Origin of the sequence: uncultured Bacteroides sp., from assembly GCF_947632445.1 — a bacterium.
Classification (GTDB): Bacteria; Bacteroidota; Bacteroidia; order Bacteroidales; family Bacteroidaceae; genus Bacteroides.
The window spans coordinates 53,234-75,551 of the sequence record NZ_CANRPM010000008.1; the positions used below are offsets into that span (position 1 = coordinate 53,234).

General features: G+C 45.8%; 14 protein-coding genes and 1 pseudogene. 12 read left to right on the top strand and 3 right to left on the bottom strand.

Going from position 1 to position 22,318, the window contains the following annotated elements; translation table 11 throughout:
• Window positions 1–129 precede the first annotated feature (129 nt).
• The 8 genes and pseudogenes from argR to Q0Z70_RS13545 all read left to right on the top strand — a co-directional run.
• Window positions 130–600 carry an arginine repressor gene (gene argR / locus Q0Z70_RS03140; protein ID WP_298072568.1) on the top strand — a complete coding sequence of 157 codons (471 nt, stop codon included), beginning with the start codon at window positions 130–132 and terminating at the stop codon, window positions 598–600.
• Window positions 601–617: 17 nt separating this feature from the next.
• The gene (locus Q0Z70_RS03145) at window positions 618–1,175 is read left to right on the top strand and encodes a GNAT family N-acetyltransferase (protein ID WP_298072570.1); all 558 of its coding nucleotides are present in this window, start codon (window positions 618–620) and stop codon (window positions 1,173–1,175) included.
• Between the two features lie 32 nt (window positions 1,176–1,207).
• Window positions 1,208–2,422, top strand: coding sequence for an argininosuccinate synthase domain-containing protein (locus tag Q0Z70_RS03150; protein WP_298072571.1), 1,215 nt, complete (start codon window positions 1,208–1,210; stop codon window positions 2,420–2,422).
• A gap of 10 nt (window positions 2,423–2,432) precedes the next feature.
• On the top strand, window positions 2,433–2,645 hold the full coding sequence (locus Q0Z70_RS03155; RefSeq protein ID WP_298072574.1) for a PspC domain-containing protein: 213 nt from the start codon (window positions 2,433–2,435) through the stop codon (window positions 2,643–2,645).
• An 18-nt stretch (window positions 2,646–2,663) separates the two neighbouring features.
• A complete protein-coding gene (gene argC, locus Q0Z70_RS03160) occupies window positions 2,664–3,632 on the top strand; it encodes an N-acetyl-gamma-glutamyl-phosphate reductase (protein ID WP_298072576.1) in 969 nt (322 codons plus the stop codon).
• Between the two features lie 75 nt (window positions 3,633–3,707).
• Window positions 3,708–4,829 carry an aminotransferase class III-fold pyridoxal phosphate-dependent enzyme gene (locus tag Q0Z70_RS03165; protein ID WP_298072578.1) on the top strand — a complete coding sequence of 374 codons (1,122 nt, stop codon included), beginning with the start codon at window positions 3,708–3,710 and terminating at the stop codon, window positions 4,827–4,829.
• A gap of 225 nt (window positions 4,830–5,054) precedes the next feature.
• The gene (locus Q0Z70_RS03170) at window positions 5,055–7,907 is read left to right on the top strand and encodes a PL29 family lyase N-terminal domain-containing protein (protein ID WP_298072579.1); all 2,853 of its coding nucleotides are present in this window, start codon (window positions 5,055–5,057) and stop codon (window positions 7,905–7,907) included.
• Window positions 7,908–8,472: 565 nt separating this feature from the next.
• Window positions 8,473–8,580, top strand: a pseudogene (locus tag Q0Z70_RS13545) (IS982 family transposase); the annotation flags it as partial.
• Between the two features lie 50 nt (window positions 8,581–8,630).
• Here the strand turns inward: Q0Z70_RS13545 and Q0Z70_RS03175 are convergent.
• From Q0Z70_RS03175 to Q0Z70_RS03185, 3 genes are read right to left on the bottom strand one after another with little or no spacing between them, the layout of a single operon-like run.
• On the bottom strand, window positions 8,631–9,380 hold the full coding sequence (locus tag Q0Z70_RS03175) for a hypothetical protein (RefSeq protein WP_298072581.1): 750 nt from the start codon (window positions 9,378–9,380) through the stop codon (window positions 8,631–8,633).
• Between the two features lie 32 nt (window positions 9,381–9,412).
• Window positions 9,413–11,086: a RagB/SusD family nutrient uptake outer membrane protein gene (locus Q0Z70_RS03180; RefSeq protein WP_298072583.1), complete on the bottom strand. Its 1,674-nt coding sequence runs from the start codon at window positions 11,084–11,086 to the stop codon at window positions 9,413–9,415.
• A gap of 27 nt (window positions 11,087–11,113) precedes the next feature.
• Window positions 11,114–14,344 carry a TonB-dependent receptor gene (locus Q0Z70_RS03185; protein WP_298072585.1) on the bottom strand — a complete coding sequence of 1,077 codons (3,231 nt, stop codon included), beginning with the start codon at window positions 14,342–14,344 and terminating at the stop codon, window positions 11,114–11,116.
• Window positions 14,345–14,794: 450 nt separating this feature from the next.
• Here Q0Z70_RS03185 and Q0Z70_RS03190 point away from each other — a divergent pair, with 450 nt between their 5' ends.
• The 4 genes from Q0Z70_RS03190 to Q0Z70_RS03205 all read left to right on the top strand — a co-directional run bounded on the left by Q0Z70_RS03190 (window position 14,795) and on the right by Q0Z70_RS03205 (window position 21,630).
• The gene (locus Q0Z70_RS03190) at window positions 14,795–16,006 is read left to right on the top strand and encodes a site-specific integrase (RefSeq protein ID WP_298072587.1); all 1,212 of its coding nucleotides are present in this window, start codon (window positions 14,795–14,797) and stop codon (window positions 16,004–16,006) included.
• 240 nt (window positions 16,007–16,246) lie between these two features.
• Window positions 16,247–19,231 carry a TonB-dependent receptor gene (locus tag Q0Z70_RS03195; RefSeq protein WP_298072589.1) on the top strand — a complete coding sequence of 995 codons (2,985 nt, stop codon included), beginning with the start codon at window positions 16,247–16,249 and terminating at the stop codon, window positions 19,229–19,231.
• Between the two features lie 24 nt (window positions 19,232–19,255).
• Entirely contained in the window at window positions 19,256–20,803 is a 1,548-nt protein-coding gene (locus Q0Z70_RS03200) for a RagB/SusD family nutrient uptake outer membrane protein (RefSeq protein ID WP_298072591.1), read from the top strand.
• Between the two features lie 26 nt (window positions 20,804–20,829).
• Window positions 20,830–21,630, top strand: a complete 801-nt coding sequence (locus Q0Z70_RS03205; RefSeq protein WP_298072593.1) for a hypothetical protein — start codon at window positions 20,830–20,832, stop codon at window positions 21,628–21,630.
• The last annotated feature ends 688 nt before the right edge of the window (window positions 21,631–22,318 follow it).

Genomic DNA, 22,318 nt, shown 5'->3' on the forward strand with positions numbered 1-22,318 from the left:
GTCACTTAACAATGCCAAGCAATCTTTTAAAGTATCTATGAAGAATAAAAACCTAAAAAATACCTGTTTTTGCATATTCTTCCAAATATATTCGCTAATTTTGCAGTCGGTTAGAATAAACATGCAAAAATGAAGAAGAAAGCCAATCGGTTAGATGCCATCAAGATGATTATTTCGAGTAAGGAGATCGGTTCTCAAGAAGAACTGCTCCAGGCTTTGGGGCAGGAAGGATTTGAACTGACACAGGCCACCCTTTCGCGCGACTTGAAGCAGCTGAAAGTGGCCAAAGCGGCCAGCACAAACGGGAAATATATATACGTACTCCCCAATGACATCATGTATAAGCGGCACAATCATCAAAGCGCCAGCGAGATGCTTATGTTCAGCGGCTTCGTGTCATTGCAATTCTCGCACAACGTTGCCGTTATCCGTACCCGCCCCGGCTATGCCAGCAGCATCGCTTACGACATCGACAACCGTAAATGTTCCCACATTCTCGGTACCATCGCCGGTGACGATACCATTATGCTGGTACTGGCCGAACGGGCCTCACAAAACGATGTACGCACTTTCCTCTCCGAAATCATACCGAATATTTAAATAAAAATAATATAGAAATGGATTCCAAACAAATTGATGTGATGGTGGCAGATGCCTCACATGAAGTTTACGTGGATACAATTCTCGATACCATAAGGGAAGCCGCCAAGAAACGCGGTACAGGAATTGCCGAGCGCACACACGAATATGTAGCCACCAAAATGAAAGAGGGGAAAGCCATTATCGCCCTCTGTGGCAACGAGTTTGCAGGTTTCACCTATATCGAAAGCTGGGGCAACAAGCAGTACGTAGCCACTTCAGGTCTGATTGTACACCCCAAATACCAGGGCATCGGACTGGCCAAGCGTATCAAACAGGCCTCTTTCCGCCTGGCACGTCTTCGGTGGCCATGGGCCAAGATATTCAGCCTTACCAGCGGTGCGGCGGTGATGAAGATGAATACCGAACTGGGCTATGTGCCCGTCACCTTCAACGAGCTGACCGACGACGAGGCCTTCTGGAAAGGATGCGAAGGTTGTATTAACCACGACATCCTGGTGGCTAAGGGCCGTAAGTTCTGCATCTGCACGGCCATGCTCTACGACCCCGCCCTGCACGAGGATGACAACATCTAAGGGAAAATGAATAAATAAACACATATTGAACAATGGAAGCAAAGAAGAAAAAAGTAGTGGTCGCTTTCAGCGGCGGATTGGATACATCGTTCACTGTGATGTATCTGACCAGGGAGAAAGGTTATGAAGTATATGCAGCGTGTGCCAACACGGGCGGCTTCAGCGCTGGGCAGTTGAAAGCCAACGAAGAAAATGCTTACAAGCTGGGAGCCGTGAAGTACGTCACCCTCGACGTAACACAGGAATATTACGAAAAGAGCCTGAAGTACATGGTCTACGGCAACGTGTTGCGCAACGGTACATACCCCATCTCCGTCAGCTCCGAGCGTATTTTCCAGGCACTGGCCATTGCCCGCTACGCCAACGAAATCGGCGCAGATGCCATCGCCCACGGTTCGACAGGTGCCGGCAACGACCAAGTACGCTTCGACATGACCTTCCTCGTCATGGCTCCGAGTGTGGAAATCATCACCCTAACCCGCGACATGGCTCTAAGCCGCCAGGAGGAAATCTCCTACCTGAACAAGCACGGCTTTGCCGCCGACTTTGCCAAACTAAAATATTCCTATAATGTAGGAATCTGGGGCACGAGCATTTGCGGAGGCGAAATCCTCGACTCGGCACAGGGTCTTCCGGAAAGCGCCTACCTGAAGCACTGCACCAAGAAAGGCTCCGAACAGCTTCGCCTCACTTTCGAGAAAGGTGAACTGAAAGCCGTGAACGGCGAACGCTTCGGCGACCCCATCAAGGCCATCCAGAAGGTAGAAGAAATCGGTGCGGCCTACGGCATCGGACGCGACATGCACGTGGGCGATACCATCATCGGTATCAAGGGGCGCGTAGGTTTCGAAGCCGCTGCTCCCATGCTGATCATCGGTGCCCACCGCTTCCTTGAGAAATACACCCTGAGCAAATGGCAGCAGTATTGGAAGGACCAGGTAGCCAACTGGTATGGCATGTTCCTCCATGAAAGCCAATATCTGGAACCCGTAATGCGCGACATCGAAGCCATGCTGACCGAAAGCCAGCGCAACGTGAACGGTACCGCTATCCTCGAACTCCGCCCGCTGGGCTTCCACACCGTGGGCGTAGAGAGCCAAGACGATCTGGTGGAGAACAAATTCGGCGAATATGGTGAGATGCAGAAGGGTTGGACAGCCGAAGACGCCAAGGGTTTCATCAAGGTATCGTCCACTCCGCTCCGCGCCTACTATGCTACACACAAGAACGAACTGAATAATATATAATTTTTACGTTATGGAAGAAAAAAAGAGACTCAGACGCCCGCGTACCGGACGCATGCTGGCCGGTGTATGTGCCGGTATTGCAAACTATTTTGTGCTCGATCCCACCGTCATCCGTATTGTTTACACGCTTGTAACCATATTTACGGCCTTCTCGGGAGTCATCATCTACCTTCTGCTGATGCTGATTATCCCCGAAGAGGAGAACCGTTGCTCGCAGAAATGAAATTAGACAAACACGAATATGATTAAAGTAGGAATTATCGGCGGAGCAGGCTATACGGCAGGCGAACTCATCCGCTTGCTCCTGAACCATCCAGAGGCGGAAATCGTCTTTGTCAACAGTTCGAGCAATGCCGGCAACAAGATAACCGACGTGCACGAAGGTCTCTATGGCGAAACCGAACTGACCTTCACCGACCAGCTTCCGTTGGACGAAATTGATGTGCTTTTCTTCTGCACTGCCCACGGCGACACACGTAGGTTTATGGAGAGCCATAACGTGCCCGAAGACCTGAAGATTATTGACCTCTCGATGGATTACCGCATCAAGAGCGATGATCACGATTTCATCTACGGCCTGCCCGAATTGAACCGACGAGCCACCTGCAAAGCCAAGCATGTAGCCAACCCCGGCTGCTTTGCCACTTGCATCCAGCTGGGCCTGCTTCCGCTGGCCAAAAACCTAATGTTGAACGAAGACATTATGGTGAACGCCATCACGGGCAGTACCGGTGCGGGCGTCAAGCCTGGCGCCACGAGCCACTTCAGCTGGCGCAACAACAACCTGAGTGTCTACAAGGCTTTCGAACACCAGCACGTGCCCGAAATCAAGCAGTCGCTCCGCCAGCTCCAGAACAGCTTCAACTCGGAAATCGACTTCATCCCTTATCGTGGCGACTTCGCCCGCGGCATCTTCGCCACTATTGTCATAAAAACCAAGGTACCCTTTGAGGAAATCCGCCGCATGTACGAAGAATACTATGCCAAAGACTCCTTCACGCACATCGTTGACAAGAACATCGACCTGAAGCAGGTAGTCAACACCAACAAGTGTCTCATCCACCTGGAGAAGCACGGTGACAAACTGCTCATCATTTCATGTATCGACAACTTGTTGAAAGGTGCCAGCGGTCAGGCCGTCCACAACATGAACCTGATGTTCAACCTTGAGGAGACGATAGGATTAAGGCTGAAACCGAGTGCTTTTTAATGAAGAATACATTCTGTCATTCCCAAGCATAGTTGAGGAATGACAGAATGAGTGCAACTAAGAAAGAGAACGATTATGAAACTTTTCGACGTATATCCCCTCTTTGACATCAACATTGTCAAAGGGAAAGGCTGTCACGTGTGGGACGAGAACGGTACAGAGTACCTCGACCTCTACGGAGGCCATGCCGTCATCTCCATCGGCCATGCCCACCCGCACTATGTGGAGATGATCAGCCAGCAGGTAGCTACCCTGGGATTCTACTCCAACTCTGTTATCAACAAGCTCCAGCAACAGTTAGCCGAACGCTTAGGCAAGGCCAGCAGTTACGAAGATTACTCACTCTTCCTCATCAACAGCGGTGCCGAAGCCAACGAGAACGCCCTAAAGCTGGCCTCCTTTCATAACGGACGCACACGGGTGGTGTCCTTCGTCAAAGCCTTTCACGGCCGCACATCGCTGGCCGTCGAGGTGACTAACAACTCCAAGATCATCGCCCCCATCAACGATAACGGACACGTCACCTACCTGCCGCTTAACGACACGGCTGCCATGCAGGCTGAGCTGGTTAAGGGTGATGTCTGCGCCGTCATTCTCGAAGGCATCCAAGGCGTAGGCGGCATCCAGCTCCCCACTGACAAGTTCATGCACGCCCTCCGCCGGGCTTGTACGGAGACGGACACCGTGCTTATCCTCGACGAGATACAAAGCGGCTACGGACGTAGTGGCAAATTCTTCGCTCACCAATACCAGGGCATTTGCCCGGACATCATCACCGTAGCCAAAGGTATCGGCAACGGTTTCCCTATGGCCGGTGTTCTCATCAGTCCGATGTTTACGCCGGTCTACGGCCAACTGGGCACTACCTTCGGAGGCAACCATTTGGCCTGCACTGCCGCTTTAGCCGTGCTCGACGTCATGGAGCAGGAACACTTGGTTGAGAATGCCTCCCGTGTAGGCACCTATCTGCTGGACGAACTGAAGAAGTTACCCCAAATTAAGGAAGTACGCGGTCGCGGTCTGATGATAGGCCTCGAGTTCGACGAACCCATCAAAGACTTGCGCCTGCGCCTGCTTAAGAAGCAGCATGTTTTCACGGGCGTAAGCGGCACTAACGTCATCCGCCTCTTGCCGCCCCTCTGCTTGTCAATGGATGAGGCCAACCTCTTCCTGGAACAGTTCAAGAAGGAACTGTAGCCTATTGCAAAGAAATGAATTATAAAGTTCTGCCTTATCACAAAAACGGTTAGTTCTTAAAACAACAGTATCTGGGGCTGCATAAACAGGACGAAGAAATCTTAACCCCAGATTATTGTGTAACTTATTACATTCTACAGTCAGATGAAAAAAGTCTGAGAATATATTAGAAATCAGATTTATTTTCTAAATTTGCACCCAAATAAATTAAAAAAATTATTCTATATGAGAAAATTATTAAATATTGGATGGTTCTGTCTCACCCTCGCAGTGGCGCAGACAGGCCTTATGTCGTGCGACGAGTACGATGATACGGAACTGCGGAATGACATCGAAAATCTGGACAAGCGCGTGACTTCGCTTGAGGAGTGGTGGAAATCAATCAATTCGGATATCCAATCGTTGCAGACCATCGTGAATGCCTTGCAGGAGGAAAAATTCATCACAGACGTAAAAGAGGTTACGACCGGTTACCAGATTACGTTTTCGGACGGAAAGTCCATCCTCATCAACCACGGAGCCAAAGGAGACAAGGGTGATAAAGGAGACAAGGGTGATAAAGGAGACAAGGGCGACAAAGGAGACGATGGAGCCCAAGGCGAAAAGGGAGACAAAGGAGATAAAGGAGATGATGGAGCCCAAGGTGAAAAGGGTGACAAAGGAGATAAAGGAGATGACGGAGCCCAAGGCGAAAAGGGTGACAAAGGAGACGATGGAGCTCCCGGTAACACCCCGGTTATCGGCGTGAAGCAGGCCGAGGACGGCGTGTATTACTGGACGCTGAACGGCGAATGGCTTCTCAATGATGCACAAGAGAAGATTCCCGTAACCGGGCCCAAAGGTGAAAAGGGTGACAAAGGAGATAAAGGAGACGACGGAGCCCAAGGCGAAAAGGGTGACAAAGGAGATAAAGGAGACGACGGAGCCCAAGGCGAAAAGGGTGACAAAGGAGATAAAGGAGATGACGGAGCTCAAGGCGAAAAAGGAGACAAGGGGGATCAAGGTGAACCCGGAGCTCAAGGGGTGACCCCGCAAGTACGCATCAACCCCAATACCTATAAATGGGAAGTATCGACTGACGGTGGCCTAACTTGGGTTGAAATGAAAGGATCCAACGGTCAGCCCGTCAGTGCTCTCGGCGAGAAAGGTGAGCAGGGAGAAAGAGGCGATGCCGTATTCAAAGAGAATGGCGTAACTGTGAAAGACGGCTGCGTAGAATTCACATTGGCGAATGGAACTGTCTTTACCGTGCCGCTCATGGACAACCCATCGGAAACCATAGACAAGTTGCTGAACCGCATCCAAAGTTTGGTGTATGTACCCAAGACCGGCGATGGAAAGATTCATCTCGGCACTTCCTACATCAGGGGAGAGGGACAGAAAATCAATGTGTCGAACACCCAAAAGATAGAGTACCGGGTATCGCCGGCGATGCTTCGTGACAGCCTGCTCAAGTACCTGCTGCCAGAGCATTACAGCTTCTGGCAGGAGCACGTGACGAGGGATAGTACGAATCTGAAAGCGTCGAGCGTAATAACACGTGCCGGAGAGCCGGAACACGACGGATTGCACGAATTCAACGTGCTGAATGTGGAGCAGGGCAATGGCCCGGGCGAGCTGTTAATCACCGTGAACAACAATCACGACTTCACGCACGAAGACCTTGCCGTAGCACTATGCATCCGCTACGAGGACAAGAAGAACGACGTGTTGACGGAGATCACCTCTTCTTACACGACCGTCGTGGGAGAAGGCAGCGACCTGACGGATCGTTTTTATGTGGCCCGAAAGGAGGGCGACACCTACACGCGCATCAGCCGCGACAACCATGTCGAGTACACGCTGGCTTATGATGAAACCGACATTCCCATCACGTTGATGGAAGGCTACGAGGTGGTTTATGACAATGGCGAGACGGTGATGTCGCTCGAGGATGCGAAGAAAAAGTTCGAGTGGGATGCCGAGCTAAGCGGCAGCCTCACGCCGGGCATACAAAAACAGTACGACATGGAATCAAGTACATTTGAAGCGACGAGGGGAATGAATGTGACGACATTTTCCCTGAAGACGAGCGATACGAATAACATAGGCAAAACATGGACACAAGAATTCAAGGTGATGATCTCGAACAAGACATCCTCCAGCATCCAGATAGGCAGTGTAATCAACGCGGACGTACTGATATTGCCTTCGAAGTATGAGTGGGAGGCCGAAGTGACGTGGAACTACCAGAAATGGGAAGCCGGAAAGCGTAGCGGCTGGATGTCGGACGGTGCCACATACACCTCCTCCCTCGCGAAACTGAAATACAATGACACGGAGAGCAGCCTGTCCCCCAGCGCGAAAAAATACCTCTTCGTGGACGGGACAGCATGGAGCATCGAAAATACAAGCGACTTGAACATACAGAAAGCCGACGAACTGAAGGTCACGGCAACTACCTTCTCCGGGGATCTCGCTTTCGCAGTGAGTGGCTTCAAATATTGTGAGGGCGATCACAAGGTTACCCTTACCCGGTCCGGTAGCAATTCGATAACAACTTCCGGGGGCAAGGAACTGAAGGTGTCAGGCACACTGACGTTCAAGGGTCCCGCTGCGAAGGAGATTAACTTGAACGACGTCAATATGTCCACGGACACCGGAGACGATTCCTACAAGAATAAGTTTGCCGGATATTACCCGCTGATTTACCTGTCGGCGGAAAACAATTATCCCACGAATCAGCGGCTACCCTATACGAAAGATGATATCGACAAGTTCTTCGACGGAAACCCATACAACGTGACTATATGGATGTACTACGCCAAAAACTATAAATCCCTGACATTAGTGGGTCAGAAAACGTGCCCACGGGATGGTACCCCACCAGCAACACCGGAGTCGGCGACGCTGGTGCTAATCCCACAGGGCGGAAGGCCGTCTGTGTTTCTTCCGGCCGTGTGCGTGAAGGCCGACGAGGGGATTAAAACACTGGAACAGAACTGCACGTTCAATATTCCAGAGGGGCTGAAACTCAAAATCACCGACGGGCCGGAGTTCCCCATAACAGGAAGTTTCACCTTCAAGCCCAAGAACTGACGGGAACGTAACGGACAAGAAACATTGAAAGCCCGCCGTCGGCAAGGGGTCGGATTCGCATCGGCATCCCCTTTCCGGCGGCGGACATGTTATCAGACATCCTCCCTTTTTATCAGCTATCTTGTCTATGAAAGCTCCCAAATCACTTTGGAAATAATCCGAGAGGGGTTCAAAATAGTCCTGTCACACCAAGTAGCAGATTATCAATAAATTAGTGCGACACCTTAGTACCTTTGGTAAACATTTCCGTGAAAAAATAAAAAATACCTTGCCTTTAAAGGCAGCCTATTTTTTATTTTATTTCAAAAAAGTTTGCACAGTCCTGTCACTGTCGCAGCAACCGACTGTATATCAATAAATTGGTGTGACAGGACTGTTTAATCCGTGCCAAAACTCCGTTTTTCTTCCTCTTTTTTTCACGGACAATTCTTTCCGTCCTGACGTCGTGCTTGCCGACCCTCTGACGAAGTGCTTTGTCACCTTCTCAGAAAGCACTGCATGACACCCTCACGCAGCACTGCGTCGGGACTTCAGGAAGTGCTGCGTAGCAGCGGAAGGAAATAGAAATTTCATTGTCGATTCATTGTCAGCTATCGCAGCCTGTTGTCGCTTTGAAAAGAAACCCGCCATTGATCAATATTTAATCAATGGCGGGCAACCGGCTATCTTTTGATTTATGTCGGATTCACGTTAAAATATAAAGATGGGGTATAACAAAATAATTTATTCTGCAGGGAGTTTGATGATTTCTTCATATTCTCCGAAACTGCCGGCAGAACATGTAAACGACAAATACATATCAATGTAACCATTCTCTAATATACCATTACCTTCCGCGTATACAGCCCCGTAGGTGGGATGTGTAAACACATATTGTTGTTCTATGTTGGCATTATTTCCATCCATTTTGACAATCAAATCCAACCCTTCTTCAAATGGTTCTGATATTTTATACCATTCCGCATGAGCAGCTTTACGTATCTCTATTGGGAATACCTCAGAAAACATGGTGGAATAGTATACTCCTTCTCCCAAAAGATCCCACTGAATTCCATAAAATGTTGTTTCAAAAGCCTTTTTCTGACTTCCGCTTACTGCCACAGCTGTTATGGTATAGTCACCAATCAATCCTGTGAGAATGATGTCCTGGGTGGATTCACCAGAAATTTCTTCCAGTTGGATGCCGTCTGCTATGACATGATCCAAGTAAGCAGACTCTCCATTTGCATCAATATACGTGTTCTTATCTGAAGTCAGTTCATAAATATAATAGGCTTTCTGAGTACGATTATTGGCTGCAAATCGTAGTTTTATGTCATTGTCAGCATTGTAGTCATCACCCGGAGTATATTGGTAGACGATTACGGATGGTTCGGCGTCTTTCCCTACATCTGTTCCTTGTTCTTCCGAACAAGACGTTACGGAAGCAAGCGTGAGCAGCCCCATAAATAATGTATAAACATATTTTTTCATATTCTTACTGTTGATTTATTTTTTACCTCTATTTACCACTGATATTCAGGAGAATCTGAAGCCGGAGGAGTCGGAGCCGGATTGTTGGTGCAAGCGGTATTATTGTTGGTTTCAGTTTCGACAATACAAAGGTTCATCCAATCTGGAGGAGTCTGTACATTCCAACGGAAAGACTCTACATGATTCGTGTTGGGATAACTGCGGATGATACCCTTATTCAAACGTTTGATATCGAATGTTGCAAATCCTTCGCCCCATAACTCAACACGGCGCTGCCACCATACTTCATTTTGAAAGGCAGAAGTGTTTTGGTTATAATAAGCTTCGTTGTGTTTGCCATACACATATTGAGGATCGCGGGTTTGGGCAAAGTTTGTCAACAAAGCAATACCTCTACTTTCATCCTGCATACCGGCAGCTTCTATTTCGATAAGCTTCATCTCTTCTACGCGCATCAAAGGAACCTCAACTAAAAAACCAATATATTGATTTGCATGTCCTTCACTACCTCCTGCCAAACGAAATTTTAACGAGCGGCCACCAATTCCATTTGTATTGCCATTGCTATATCCACTATTATAAAGATATTCAGGGTAATCAGAATAATCGGCCAAAGCTTGTATCATTTCTTGTGGAGTGGCCAATTCATCTATAGCAAAGTCAATAAAGCATTGCTTGCGGAAATCAGTTGCAGGAATTGTCTCATACAGATGTCTGTCTATACTGAAATGGTGACCGTAGTTGGATGCATAACCACAATTACCAGGCCCTACAGCCAATTCCAAGCACATGAATGAACCCCATGAACTGTCTGCATCATTGTCAATAATGGCCGGGTCTGTATTTTTAAATTTCAACCCTAACATCCATGAACTGTTTTGAGTATTAAATCCTGTTTCTCGGCTCAAATACTCACTTTGCGTCATCATAGTGTAACCTTCCTGGGCAAGTTTGGCATATTTCTCTGCATTACTCCAATCTTCCATTACTTGGTAGGCACGAGCTTTCAATCCATATACAACAGATAAATCTGGTGTAGAAATATTATTTCTCGTATAATTTGCCAAATATGTTTCCGCTTTGTCCAAATCAGAAATTATGAAATTCCACATTTTTTCATTAGTAGCACGAGGATTGTTAGGCAAGTCTTCCAATGCCGTTTTTTCTGTTATAATAGGCACCGTTTCTGCATTTTTATCCAACGCATAAGTCTTGTTGGCAAACATGCGTGCCAAATCCATATAGTACATGGCACGCATAGCCAATGCAATACCTGCACCGGCCTTGTGGGCTTCACTTGGTTCATCACCGGCTAATGACAACACCGTGTTACAGTTTTTAATCCAACCATAATAAATAGTCCAAGGGAATTGGGATATTGCATAGCGAGGGCCTAAACCTACCGAACAGGTATACCATGCAGAATACCAATGCCCGTCATAGTTTATCACAACATCTTGTCCCATGACATCACGCATCTGGAAGAAGGTCGGGTAGCCAAAATCATACGGATAATCGCTGCTATACAACACCTGTCCTATCATGGACGACGTAATCCCATCTACAAAATTTTGGTAAGAATTGAGTGCGTTTGCTGTTTGATCATTAGTGGCATAGTCACTCTGAGGGACGATTTCTTCAATACAACTTGTTGTTGTCAAGAGCCCTAAGGCAATAACAGCAATATTTAATTTTATCTTTTTCATATTTAAATAAGTCCTTGTTTAGGGTTATTAGAATGTCAACTGGATACCCCCTGAAATATTACGTGCCGGTGAATATGGGGTAATGGATGAATTACCGTCGTATGAATAACGGGGATCCAACCCTTTGCGTGCAGACCAAAAGCACAAATTCTCTCCCGCTGCATAAACACGTATTTTGGAGACATGATTGATCCATTTCTTGGGGAAGGTATAACCTATAGTGAATGATTGGAAATTCAAGTAGCTTGCATTGGTTAGGAAACGGTTGGAGCTGGCAAATACTGTATATTTGTCACCATATTGCCAGCGAGGTATGTTGCTGCTTGTATTGTTAGGACTCCACGATTTGATATAATCCTTATGAATGGCCGCCCCGGCACCGTTTCCTGTTTCACAGGGAGTCATCAATGAAGCATAGCGATAGTCCTGCAATTTCCCACCGATCTGATAATCAAAAGCAACGGATGCATCGAAACCTCCTATACGTAAGGTTGTATTAAATCCTCCGAAAATTTTCGGTAAAACGGATCCCTGTTTATAGTAAGTAGCACTGTTAGGGTCTGTTGTCGTATAAGAATGGTTCTTGCCAGGAGCGCCAACTATCGTCACTTCGTCATCGACCCAATACAAAGCTTCTCCTTTCTCATTTACACCGGCATATTCAATGCAATATGCATTGTAAAGCGGGCCTCCGACTTCATACCAGTTACCTCCTAAACCTGTGCTGTTTGTTTGATTGAAGCCCCCCATCGCAATTGTTTTGGATTCCGGCAGACTTAAAATCTTGGTCTTATTATGTGACAAGTTTGCGGATACCGTCCAATCAATGTCCCGATTTCGAATGATGGTTCCTGTCAAAGCAACTTCTATACCCATATTTCGGATGTCACCGATGTTGCCATAATAGCCACGTGTACCCGAAGATTCTGGAATAGAAAGCCAGAACAGCAAATCGGTAGTCTTCTTGACATAGTAATCGACATTACCGGTGAGACGATTATCCCATAAACCGAATTCAACGCCAAGGTTGTAATTGGTAGTCGTTTCCCATGTAATATCCGGGTTGCCCATACGACTAAAGGTAGCTCCCATTGTAATATCTCCTGTCGGTGCCAAATCGTAGAGGTCGGTATATGCAAAAGCACCAATATTGTCATTACCTTGCTGCCCTACAGAGAACTTTACCTTCAATGTATTGAGCCATGCAGAAGTGTTTTCCATGAAATTTTCTTTGGTTACCATCCAGGCGGCACCTATAGACCAAAAATTTCCCCATCGGTTTTCCGGAGCGAAATACGAAGACGCATCCCGACGATAGGAGGCTGAAGCAAAGTATTTGTTATCGTAGTCATATTGTCCACTGGCAAAGTAACCCTCAACATTGTATTCGCTTTTATATGAAGAAGCGTCGGAAATCTTTGCGAAAGCGTCTATTTCCGTTATATCTGGTGAAAAGCCTCCTTGGGCAAGAGCGCCTAAGAATCGGGTGGATGTTTTGTAATATTCATGTCCGGCCAATACGCTTATACTGTGAGAACCGAAATCCTGAAAATAGTTTAATGTTTGGATATTGTTGGTACGGAACGCAGAAGTAGATCGCTTGTTAAGTTCTCCATTCACTCCTACCTTCGAACCATAATAAGGATTCATGTAGCTGAAGTAGTTCGTTTGTCCCCAGTTTACTGTACTGGTGACGTTAGCTTTCAGGAAACTTGTGATATTGACATCTGCGGTGAATGTAGCGTTCATCTGATTGCCACCGCTTTCCACTTCATCATACTGGTTATTTGCCAACGGATTGGTAGTCGACATGAAAGGACGGTTCAAACCATAGCCTTGGTTGCCTATACCAAAATCATAAGCATTGTGCCCGTGTTCATCTTGCTGGATAGCCACATTGCCGTTAGAATCAACTACGCGTACAAATGCAGGATAAATAGGGGCAATGGAACTGGTGTAATACATCATGTTCGCTCCGGTGGCATCAGTTCCTCCGTTCGGAATGGAATGTTGAATGGAATGCACATAACCAACGTTGGCTCCCAGCTTCATCCATTTCTTCACTTGATAATCGGCCCGTACACGAGCGGTTAGACGTTCGTAATCAGAGTTGATGATAAAGCCTTCATCATTCAAATACCCTACGCTGGCGTAAAAAGAAGAACGGTCGTTACCTCCGTTTACACTGACGGTATACTCTTGGCGCAATGAATTGCGGTAGGCCAAGTCCTGCCAATTGTCCGGTGTCAGATAATATTCTGTTCCATTATTGGTAAAACGACGTCCTAAAGTAGCATTCGGATTAAGGCGACCATCCAAACCTATAAGCATATCTCCATCAGGTATAGTATACACATTGTATCTTAACTGATTCAGCATGGTCTGGTTGGCCCAGGCATTGGCCGTTGTTGCTGTATTACCCTGGCCATAAAAAGAATAATTATAAAGTTGGGCATAATAAGCTTCATAATATTCTCCCGGATCTGTAATGATGTCATAATCTTGCACGGCTCGTGAATTGACACCCCATTTCATGTCTACGTTTATTTCAGCTTCTTTAGTCTGTCCTTTCTTGGTTGTTACAATAATGACACCTGCAGCACCACGGGCACCATAAAGGGCTGCCGAAGCTGCGTCCTTCAACACTGTAATCGACTCAATGTCACTTTGTGGTATATTGGTAAGACTGGCTGTATAAGGAGCCCCGTCCACAATGATCAGGGGGGCTGTATTGGCATACATGGAAGCTATACCACGGATATTAATACTATTGCTATCCGAACCCGGTGCTCCCGAACTGCCACGAATCTGCAAACCTGGTACAGAACCTACCAATGCATCAGAAACGTTAGTCGTTATACGTTTAGACAATTCTTTATTGTCGACAACGGCTGCAGAGCCTGTAAATGCGGATTTCTTGGCTGTACCAAAAGCCACAACCATGACTTCATCCAACACTTCCGTATTCGACCTCAAGACAATCTTTACATTGGGTTTAATAGCCACTGTTTGCTCTTCCATACCAATGTATGAAATTACCAAAGTCTTCGCGGAACTTGGTACGTTCGCTATTTGGAACTTACCGTCCACATCAGTAATTGCACCGAGCTGCGTGTTTCCAACTCGTACTGACGCTCCAACAACTGGCTGCCCGTCTTCTTCAGAAATCACAACACCTGTGACGGTCTGAGTCTGGGCAGTTACCAAGCCTATCCCTACAAAAAGGCAGGCCAATAACAGCATTAATTTTCTTTTCATAAATTCTCTCTTAGGGTTTAACTTTACATTAATAATCTCTTTACCTAACGAAGTGCAAAGGTATCAAAGAATTATAATATGTGCAACTGTTTAATAAGGAAAGTTTTAATATCTGTCAAAATGCTATTTTTTATTGCGAATATATATCTATTAGTATATTTTCCAAGTCATCAATGTGCAATTTTGCCTCTGTTTGCTTCCATTGTGAAGCTCGATCCGGGGATAAATATCTAAAGTAATAAAGACATTTTAAATAATACGGTTAAAAATAAAGGGCGATTTCTTCGTGAAAAACAATGCTGAAGAACATGTCTCCTGTGAATAGAAAGCGAAAATGGATAGCTTGGAGATATACCAATTCCTGTCTGAAGGAATAAAATCGGTCCAAATCACGCTCATTTTCCCACCCTATCATTAACCATAATAACAACCCACTGATAAAAATAGAAAATGGATAAAATAGTTTACAATTTGGTTTATAACAGAAAAAGGAGCCTCAACAAGAGAGGAACTGCATTAGTTCAAATAGAAGCTTATCAAGGCAAAAGGAAGAAATATTTCTCTACCAAAGTTTACCTGAGACCCGAACAATGGGATAATAAAAAGCTGATTGTGAAAAACCATCCCAATAGCGAAACACTCAACTGGTGGTTGCACGAGTGTGTCGCCCGCATCGAAAGGGTGGAGCTGGAACTCTGGCAGCAAGGGAGACCGATTTCGTTGGAACTTATCAAAGAGGTACTTCAGAAAAAGGAGGAAATCCAGTCGTTCACCGCTTTTTATCGGGAGGAAATTCAAAAATCCGCTCTGAAAGAAAGCTCCAGAAAAAACCATCTTACAACCCTAAACCTGCTGACTGCTTTCAGGCCCGACGTCCGCTTTACGGAACTGAACTTCGAATTCCTGTGCTCGTTTGAACACTATCTGCGCCAGAAGGGCTATCATATCAACACGATAGCGAAACACATGAAACACCTGAAACGCTATATCAATGCCGCCATCAACAAAGATTATATGGACGAACGGCTCTATGCGTTCAGGAAGTATAAGATAAAAACGGCAGAGTACAAACATACTCATCTGACACCTGAGGAACTGGAGCGATTGGAACAGCTGAGAAAAATGAAAGACCTGCAACGCCATCGAAAGACACTGGACGCATTCCTGTTCTGCTGCTATGCAGGACTGCGCTATTCCGATTTCATCCGTCTGAACCCCGACAATATAGTCCGTGTACGTGACGAAGTCTGGTTGGCATACAAGTCCGAGAAAACAGGCGTAGAGATACATTTGCCCCTGTATTTGCTATTCGAAAGCAAGGCGCTGGCCATTCTAAAAGACCATCAGGACGATTTGGCCGGTTTCTTCCGACTGAAAGATAATTCGAACATCAATAAAGCTCTGAGAAATATAGCCAGACAGACCGGACTTACGAAGAATATCTCATTCCACACGGCCCGGCACACGAACGCCACCTTATTAATATATAGCGGAGTCAACATCACAACCGTACAAAAACTGCTGGGACACAAGAGTGTAAAAACGACGCAAATATATGCCAGCATCATGGATCAGACCATCATTCATGATCTGGAGCGACATCGGGAACGTCCGGTTTCGGCAGGCGGGAAACGGAAGAGGCACTTTAGAGAGCCAAAGTAAGTATTTACAATAGCCAACAGAGCTTTGAGACGGATTAAGGGAAGCAATGTTTTCCTTAAAAGAAAGCAATGTTTTAATGGGGAAGATACAATGTTCTTACGCCTTTATCCTCTCATTACGCCTATTGTGTATCAAAAACAGATGCTATAAACACGGTATCAAACTGGTAGTCTATTTTTCTTTTAATCACCTCCAGATGTCCGTCTAAGGCAGGTACAGGCTTTCCATATTATCCAAGTAATGCATAACTATCCTATTCAAAACACGGGAGAGGCTAATTGGAGTTCCGCGAAGACTTTGGTAATTTCATACATTGGTATGGAAGAGAAAACAGTGGCTATTAAACCCAATCTTCGTATCACAATGAGAGCAGATGCAGAAGTGTTGGATGAAGTTATGGTTGTTGCATACGGTACGGCCAAGAAGTCTTCGTTTACAGGTTCTGCTTCAACAATCAAATCTGAAAAAATAGCCGAACGTCCTATTGCAAACGTAACCAAGGCCCTGGACGGTATGGTTGCAGGTGTACAAACCACTTCAGGTTCCGGCCAACCGGGTTCAAGTGCAAGCATAGTAGTTCGTGGTTACGGCTCCATCAATGCGTCTCAATCTCCCTTATATGTTGTAGACGGTGTTCCTTATTCAGGAAATGTAGCAGCGATCAATCCAAACGACATTGAATCAATGACTGTGCTGAAAGATGCCTCTGCCGGTGCGTTGTATGGTTCACGTGGTGCAAACGGCGTTATTCTCATCACGACTAAAAAAGGTAAAGAAGGGAAAGTGAAAGTTGATTTGAAAGCTAATTGGGGTATCTCTTCACGTTCAATTCCCCGTTATGAGACAATGGATGAAGCCGGTTATTTGGAAGTAATTTTCCAATCGTATAAAAACAATCAGATACAAAACAACGGTTTATCACCGGAGGCCGCAGGCATCGCAGCATTGAACGCCATGAAGAGCGGTTCTACAGTCGTTTTGGGTGTAAACGAACAATACAATCCTTTCAATTACAGCATCGCAGAACTTATTGACCCCATTACAGGTAAAGTCCGTAACGATGCCCAATTGAAATACAGTGAAGATTGGTTGGATGAAGCCATGCAAGACAACCCCTTGCGCCAAGAATATGTCGCATCTTTCAGTGGTGGTAACGAAGCTACACAATATATGTTCTCGTTAGGTTATTTGAACGAAGAAGGCTTACTAAAAACTACAAGTTTCGACCGTTATAGCGGTCGTATGAACATCGACTCAAAAGTGACAAAATGGCTTAAAGCCGGAATGAATGCCAACTACTCGCGCAACGAAAGCAATACAGCCCTCGAAAACTCTTCATATAATTCCAACGTTTGGTACACTGCACAGCTAATGGCACCTATCTATCCGGTATTTGAGAAAGATGCCGAAGGGAATACTCTTTACGACAATTTAGGCAATGCAATCTTTGACTACGGTGCAAACCGCCCTGCCGGAGCTAACTCAAATTGGAATACAATTGCTACCCTCTATGACGATAAGTACAGCACCACAAGCGATAACCTCAGTGGACGTGTTTATGCCGAATTAGGAGATCTGGCAACTGGTCCCTTACAAGGATTGAAATTTGCCGTAAACTACGGCTTCGACTTGGTAAATAGTGCAGGCATAACTTATTACAATCCGTATAATGGTAACGCAGCATCTGTAAACGGACGTCTTACCAAATCGACAGGACGTACATTTACTTATACTCTGAACGAGATCTTGTCATACACCCGCAAAATTGACAAACACCATTTTGATGTAATGGTAGGACATGAGTTCTACAAATACCGTTACGACTATCTGTCGGGACAAAAAACAGGATTCCCTTTCGGCGGCTTGTATGAAATGGATGCTGCCACTACCGTTGTAGACGCATCGTCTTACCAAGACAATTATGCCGTAGAATCTGTTCTCTCCCGTCTCAACTATGATTTCGACGATAAATATTATCTTTCAGCCAGTTTGCGTACTGACGGTTCCTCTCGCTTCCACGAAGACAATCGTTGGGGTACTTTCTGGTCGGTTGGCGGTAACTGGCGCATCTCTGGGGAAGAGTTCATGCAAGACCTCAGTTGGATAAACAACCTGTCTGTAAAGGCAAGTTACGGTGTGCAAGGTAATGATAACTTAGGTACCTATTATGCCTGGCAATCGTTTTATAGTTTAGCCTATCCTAATGCTACAGAAAGTGGTTCGGTTCTTACTTCATTGGAAAGCATTGACCTGAAGTGGGAAAAGAACGCAAACTTGAATATTGGTATTGAGGCAAAACTCTTTGATCGTCTTTCTATCGGTGTGGAGTGGTATCAACGTAAGACCACTGACATGTTGATGAATTATCCGATGGCTACATCATTGGGATTCGACGGTTACAACAAGAACATCGGTAGTATGCGCAACCAAGGTTGGGACATCTCGTTGTCGACCGACATTATCAAGACTTCCAACTTTAGCTGGAACCTGTCTTTACTCGGGTCGACTATTAAGAACAAAGTATTGCAGCTGGCCGACAAACCTGAAATCATTAGCGGTAGCTATATTATCCGTGAAGGTGAAACACTGAATTCATTCTATACAGCTTCAGCGGCCGGAGTAGATCCGGCTACCGGTAAACAGCTGTACTGGGCATGGGATACAGATGAAAATGGAAACAAAGGAGAGAAATATATTACCGACGACATGTCAGTAGCCACGAACTGTAGAGAAATACAAGGAAGCCGTATTCCCGACTTGTACGGTTCTATCGGCAGTGGATTCAAATACAAAGGTTTCGATCTAAACTTCCTGTTCACTTACTCCATTGGCGGTAAAGTATTGGATAGCGTTTATGGGACATTACTGTATGGCAATTATGTAGGTTATGCAAGAAGTGCTCATCTGGAACGTGCATGGAAACAGCCGGGTGACATCACAGATATTCCCCGCATCGAAATTGGCAAAAGCTACATCACCACAGACAATGATCTGATTGACGCCTCTTACTTCACAATGAAAAATGTTTCCATAGGATATACCTTACCTTCCAATTGGTTAAAGAAAGCAGGGATGCAATCCTTACGTTTGAGTGCAACAGCCGATAACGTATTTATTCTGACCCACTTGAAGGGTATGAATCCACAATACAACTTCACCGGAGGTACAAACTTCGGATATGTGCCCACACGGACTATCTCATTCGGGATTGATGTAACATTTTAACTAAAACATAATAAGGATATAAATATGAAGAAACTCATTTATATATTATCACTGGCCGGTGCCTTAGGGTTCAGTTCTTGTCTTGATGAACTGAATACAGAACCGACCGACCAAGTATCGGGAAGTACAATCTTTGCCGATGTAACAAGTGCCAAGACCGCCATCAATGGTGTATATCGTCTGTTATATACCGGAGGATGGAGTACAAGCTGGGGAGAAGAAAATAACGGTCAGACCGCTATCCAGCTTTTAGCGGACTTGATGGCCGAAGACCATCTGATGTACTCTCAAGGACAGGGATGGTTTTACGAAGACTACCGGTTGAACGTGCATGGCGACTATACTAATACATCCGGTCGTTCATACTCTGTATGGAACTTCTATTACACCATCATCAGTAATGTAAACTACATCATTGCTGCCGAACAGACAATGAATGGGGATCCCGAAGAGAAAGACAACATTATAGGACAGGCCTATGCCATGCGTGCCTATGCATACTTCTATCTGATACAACTGTACCAGCAGACTTACAAAGGGCATGAAAATGCACCGGGCGTGCCTGTTTATACTGAGCCTACCGCTGCCGGAACAGAAGGAAAACCACGTGGCACGGTACAAGAGACTTACGATCAGATTAACAGCGACATCAATCGTGCCATCGAATTGCTCGAAGGCAAGACACAGAGCCATATCTCCAATGTAGATTACTACGTAGCCAATGGCTTTAAGGCTCGTTTTGCACTGGTACAGCACGACTATGCTACTGCGGCTGCCGCAGCTACAGAGGCTTTGAAAAAGAACGGACTTGCACTGGCTACGGTCAGCGAACTGAGTGGGAACAATGACTGTAGCGTAAGCGACGTGATGTGGGGATGTGTAATCACTACCGACCAAAGCGAGGGCTTTTGGGGCTTCTTCTCTCACATGGATGCCGATGCTCCGGGTATGTATGCTTCAGAAGCACAACAATGTATCAGCTCAGGACTCTACAACCTGATATCCGATACCGATACAAGAAAATCCGCCTGGTTCCGTGCACCTTTGGAAGATGAAAATTTAGAGGGGAACGGCTCAATGACAAGCTACTGCCAGCTTAAGTTCAAAATGGCCGACTACACCACTTGGACAGGTGACTATCTGCTGATGCGTGCCGAAGAAATGGTGCTGATAAAAGCCGAAGCCGAATGTCACCAATCGCAATTCGGCCAAGCGCGCACTACAATTACTCAACTGGGCAGTTTGCGTGACCCGAATTTTGCAGAAAGGCTGGCTGCACGTACCGATGCAAACACGTACAATACCAACACGAACGACCCGTTGAGAACATTGATGGACGAAATCCTGTTCCAACGCCGCGTGGAATTGTGGGGTGAAGCCGGACGCATCTTTGACCTACAACGCTTAGGGCTGGGATACAACCGTGTGTACGAAGGTTCAAACCATACGGAAACCGTATCGACAAAGAACACAGATGCAGCCTCTCCGCTCTTTATCTTCCCGCTCCCTCAGTCGGAATTCGACGGTAATGCAAATATTACGCCGGCAGACCAGAACCCGATTGTTATGTAATAATGGATATTTAAACAACGAGTAATATGAAGAATAAGATAATAACCCAATTGGCCGTGTGTGCCTCAATAGCCCTAATGACTTTCACCTCCTGCGACACCGATGTTGTGGGAGCCATCTATACTCCCGATGAAATTGCCGCATATAGTTTTGCCGCTGCACAAATGAACGTGGAACTGACGGCAGACGACCAAGGCAAACTGAAAGTACCTGTTTATAGAAGTACAACAAAGGGTGATGCTATCATTACCATTACTGCTGACATGACTGAAGCAACCGCTTCCATCTTTACATTGGCTTCATCTACAATCAGTTTTGCTGACAGTGAAGAAATGGCCTATGCAGAACTGGATTTCGGTTCCATTGACAACTTGGGTGTTACTAATAGGTACACTATCACACTGGCCATCGCCGAAGAAAACCAATCGCCTTCGGCTGAAGGGAGCATTAAAATTCAGGCTCAAAGGCTTCTGACATGGGAAAGCTACGGAACCGGCTTCTATACCTCTGGAAACTTTGAAGAATCATGGCCGCAACCCATCGAAAAGGCTGCCGAAGGAAACATCTACCGCCTGCCCGACTGCATCGTGCAAGGTTATCCTATCATATTTAGCCTGAGTGAAGACGGACAAAGCTTGATTGGATTTGACGCTCAGGCTACCGGATACGAATATGGCAACTATGGCATGACCTACTTTGTATATCAAGGTGGCGCAATCATGGAAGGAAACACGCTGAACATACCTTTATATTTATGCGTTATCCTGAATGGTCAGTATGCGTCACTCTTCGGAGAAGCCTACGTGGAAACAATCGAGTTTCCCTGATGACTTCAACTTCTGGGAAATCCGAAAAGTATAATAATGTGAATCCGACATAAATCAAAAGATAGCCGGTTGCCCGCCATTGATTAAATATTGATCAATGGCGGGTTTCTTTTCAAAGCGACAACAGGCTGCGATAGCCGGCAATGAATCGACAATGAAATGTCTATTTCTTTCCGCTGCCACGCAGCACTTCCTGAAGTCCCGACGCAGTGCTTCGTGAGGGTGTCATGCAGTGCTTTCTGAGGAGGGGACGAAGCACTTCGTCAGAGGGTCAGCAAGCACGGTATCAGGACGGAAAGAATTACCCGTGAAGAAAGACGGAAGAAAAACGGGGTTTTATCACGAGTAAAATAGTCCTGTCAACAATATCGCTTCATTATCAGCGAGTTACGTCGACAGTGACAGGAGCTGTACAAACTTTCTTGAAATAAAATAAAAAATAGGCTGCCTTTAAAGGAAAGGTATTTTTTATTTTTTCACGGAAATGTTTACCAAAGACCTTGTCCTGTCAACAATATCCATTGATAATCAGTCGATTTTGTTGACAGGACTATTTTGAGCCCTCTCCCGGATTATTTCCAAAGTGATCTGGGGGCTATAATAACATGACAGTGACTAGTCCTGAATAACCGTTACAGTTATTGGACAAAAATAAATTATTTATTACAGTTCAGCAAGGTTAGTCTTG